A 3,542-nucleotide genomic window follows, 5' to 3' on the forward strand; every position below is an offset into this window, starting at 1 on the left:
GACTGGCCGGCAAACCGGGTACGCGATCTGTTGCCCTGGAAAGTTGATCTGAGCTCTCAGTAAATATCAATACGGTTCTGACGAGTCGCTTACGTTCATTCTGACGGGTTTTATCAACCACTTCGCCAAGTTGCTTTGCTACATGGAAGCGGTCGAAGGCGATTTTCTCAACCGCACAGGGTAAGTGGATACGCGCTGCTCTTATATAGCCTGCATTCATGTCCATTGAGAGCGTTTTGATAGCCAGCAACTGCCCGTCAGTAAGCGTGCGAAGATAGCCGGCGAGGCTCTCTGTGCCACGATCGTCCGTTAAGGCCAGCGCACGACCATCGCGATCGGAGATCACCGTTATATAACGATGTCCTTTTTTAAAGGCGACCTCATCCACATTGTCAGCACCAGTGATATAAGACGGATAGCAAAGCGCACGCGCTGTTTGTCACCGTGAAAAACGACGGTGCGACGGCAAAAGCCAATAACAACGAGAGCGTCGTGCGCATTCCTCTGCACTGACAGTTGATTCTTAGAACGTAGAGGCCTGGATTGCTGCCAGGCTTTTATTGCACTACCAGCTACGGCTAAAAGATAAGCGTCCCGGGAAGTACATAGCGCTTACAAAATATCCGACATGAAGCATACTGGAAACGAGGCGTATTGTTATTGTTGTTCATATTGGCTTCCGTGGCGGAAATATCAGGGGGTAGCTACATATCCCCCATGCAGCCAAGGCAACGATGTTAACTCTCGTCACCTGTTCCTTTCGACAGAGCCAACCTCGCAGAGGGCCAGATCTTACAACTTCACCTCAGTGATACAAAACACAAAAATACAAAACAATTTGATACAAATCATCCCTCTTATTTTAAATAAATCCATCTTGCAAGCCTACCAATCAGAAGGTAGCATGTGTAGTATCGCAAACATAAAGAGAAATTGCTCATGAATTATGTTATCTGCACTACCATTGTCGCCCTTGGTCTCATTCTGACAGGCTACGCAACTGCTGCAGATGAAATTAATCGTCAGGACGTTGTTGGTTTGATGCCGTCAGACTATATTTCTGTTGGTAATCTATATACACCAGAAGAGGTGGCAACTGCGCTTAAAGACAAAGCGGAGCAGGCAGGAGGTTCTCATTTCCGAATCACTTCATTGGGAGGAAAAAATAAACTTGATGGAACTGCCATTATCTATCGCTAAAATATGTATAATAGTCCCTTTAATACATAACAGGTAAAGCCGTGTCTACTTATGAGAATATACTTCGCATAACGGATACTCTGATCCAGCAACGCGGATTTTTGGGGTTCAGTTACGCAGATCTGGAAAAAGAAATTGGTATCAGAAAAGCCAGTATTCATCACCATTTCCCGAGGAAAACTGATCTTGGTATAGCCTACTGCCAATACAAAACAGAAGTATTTGATAGACTTAATATAACTCTCCATAATGTTTCTTCAGGTGTACAACGTCTCAGGACATATCTTGATGCATTTGCTGGTTGTGCTGAAAGAGGGGAAATGTGCGGTATTTATGCCATGCTATCCGACAGCCATCAGTTTTCTCCTGAATTACAGGAGGCTGTAAGTCAACTGGCACATCAGGAGATACAGATGATTAAAGATATTATCACCTCCGGGCAGAATAGTGGAGAGTTCAAAACAGTTCTTCTTCCGGATGAGCTCGCCGTTATAGTCTGTTCTACACTAAAGGGGGCACTGATGTTAAATCGACTTCCACCACATGATATCTATTCAGGAACCGTTAACGCTTTAATTAAAATGCTTGATACCCGTACTTAATCCTTTTTAGTGCATATAATTTTCCACCCGGAGAATGAAATGAAAAAATTTATTAATGTTTACATTAAATCAGATTATGACATAGTTATTCTTCGCCTGTCTGTTATTATAATATTTATGCTCTTCGGGACCTATAAATGGTTTGATTTTGAAGTGATGGCCCTCAAGCCCCTGATTTCTCCCACGTGGCTGAATATCCTGTACATTATGTTTGGTGTTCATGGGGGGAGCTATTTCCTCGGCATAGTAGAAACTATCACTTTTCTAGCACTGAGTATCGGCTTCTTCAGGCCTGCTGCTGGCATACTGGGAGATATTATCGTTATTGTTACAGGTTTAGTCACACTAAGTCTGTTACCACAACTGGGAAAAGTTGACAGTTTTGTCATCAAAGATGTGCTGCTGTTAGGTGCTGGTAGTGTCCTGCTGAAATATGATTTGAAAAATTATTTAAATATCAAAAACTGATTTTTCACTTCGGTGATGAACGTTTGCGTATTTTCATGGAAAGAGATTACCTAATCCCCCTCGTTCTCCTTCATGTTAATACGCAACGTTATGGAAAACAAAAATACCCTGAGTAAAAAGGTCCGTAGGCAGGCGAGTACTTTTATTTTCCGCTAGTTTTACTTTCCCATCGAAGGCCCCATACATCACTACGCCCACGAAACAACCGACGAAATAACGCAACTTTCTCATCCGTGGATAATACGGAAACGCACTGCACAGGACTCTGCGGTTTACGTCGCCATTCAATCCCATAAGCTTCAAGTGATGTCTTCCCTCAGTGCTGCTAATTCATCACTGTCAGATTTATGAACCATATTCGTTACCTGTATCCGAACCACTGAAGCACCACAGCAGAAATTCGGGTCCCCTACACTGATTACAGCGCCCCCTCTGCTGCCTATTAACTCAAGCACCTCCCAACAACTTACGGAAACTTAATTCTAATACAGCTGTAATTCAGTTGTGTCGTGGTCGGCCGCGGTTACTTTTTTCGGGAAGTCTGCTACGCATCAGAATAATACCGTGTTCTTTCTGATCCTGTTTAGCCAGGTAGCTAAGGGCGTAACGTAAACCGTTAGACTGGCCCCCTGAATCTCCAGACAACCAATATCACTTAAATAAGTGATAGTCTTAATACTAGTTTTTAGACTAGTCATTGGAGAACAGATGATTGATGTCTTAGGGCCGGAGAAACGCAGACGGCGTACTACACAGGAAAAGATCGCTATCGTTCAGCAGAGCTTTGAACCGGGAATGACGGTCTCCCTTGTTGCCCGGCAACATGGTGTGGCAGCCAGCCAGTTATTTCTCTGGCGTAAGCAATACCAGGAGGGAAGTCTTACTGCTGTGGCTGCCGGAGAACAGGTCGTTCCAGCCTCTGAACTTGCTGCCGCCATGAAGCAGATTAAAGAACTCCAGCGTCTGCTCGGCAAAAAAACGATGGAAAATGAACTCCTTAAAGAAGCCGTTGAATATGGGCGAGCAAAAAAGTGGATAGCGCACGCGCCCTTATTGCCCGGGGATGGGGAGTAAGCTTCGTCAGCCGTTGTCTCCGGGTGTCGCGTGCGCAGTTGCACGTCATTCTCAGACGAGCCGATGACTGGAAGGACGGCCGCCGCAGCCGTCACACGGATGATACGGATGTGCTTCGCCGTATACACCATGTTATCGGAGAGCTGCCCACGTATGGTTATCGTCGGGTATGGGCGCTGCTTCGCAGACAGGCAGAAC

Annotated in this window: 3 protein-coding genes and 4 pseudogenes; 4 read left to right on the plus strand and 3 right to left on the minus strand. The window is 45.2% G+C overall.

Annotated elements, in window-relative coordinates; genetic code table 11:
- Positions 1-82: 82 nt before the first annotated feature.
- Positions 83-391, minus strand: a pseudogene (locus OGY15_RS13920) (transposase); the annotation flags it as partial.
- Positions 392-939: 548 nt separating this feature from the next.
- On the opposite strand from OGY15_RS13920, the gene OGY15_RS13925 reads away from it, so the two are divergent.
- From OGY15_RS13925 to OGY15_RS13935, 3 genes are read left to right on the plus strand one after another with little or no spacing between them, the layout of a single operon-like run.
- Positions 940-1,200 (plus strand): YdgH/BhsA/McbA family protein, encoded by a 261-nt coding sequence (locus OGY15_RS13925; RefSeq protein ID WP_001110186.1) that lies wholly within the window; start codon positions 940-942, stop codon positions 1,198-1,200.
- A 41-nt stretch (positions 1,201-1,241) separates the two neighbouring features.
- Complete coding sequence (locus OGY15_RS13930) at positions 1,242-1,802, plus strand: TetR/AcrR family transcriptional regulator (RefSeq protein WP_000109147.1); 561 nt, start codon at positions 1,242-1,244, stop codon at positions 1,800-1,802.
- A 39-nt stretch (positions 1,803-1,841) separates the two neighbouring features.
- Positions 1,842-2,270, plus strand: coding sequence for a DUF417 family protein (locus OGY15_RS13935; RefSeq protein WP_001296373.1), 429 nt, complete (start codon positions 1,842-1,844; stop codon positions 2,268-2,270).
- 145 nt (positions 2,271-2,415) lie between these two features.
- Here OGY15_RS13935 and OGY15_RS13940 read toward each other — a convergent pair.
- Positions 2,416-2,626, minus strand: a pseudogene (locus tag OGY15_RS13940) (TOTE conflict system archaeo-eukaryotic primase domain-containing protein); the annotation flags it as partial.
- 142 nt (positions 2,627-2,768) lie between these two features.
- Positions 2,769-2,882 (minus strand): annotated as a pseudogene (locus OGY15_RS13945) (hypothetical protein); the annotation flags it as partial.
- A gap of 96 nt (positions 2,883-2,978) precedes the next feature.
- Here OGY15_RS13945 and OGY15_RS13950 point away from each other — a divergent pair.
- Positions 2,979-3,542: pseudogene (locus tag OGY15_RS13950) on the plus strand (transposase); the annotation flags it as partial.

Origin of the sequence: Citrobacter sp. Cu231 (assembly GCF_030332265.1) — a bacterium.
Classification (GTDB): domain Bacteria; phylum Pseudomonadota; class Gammaproteobacteria; order Enterobacterales; family Enterobacteriaceae; genus Citrobacter; species Citrobacter meridianamericanus.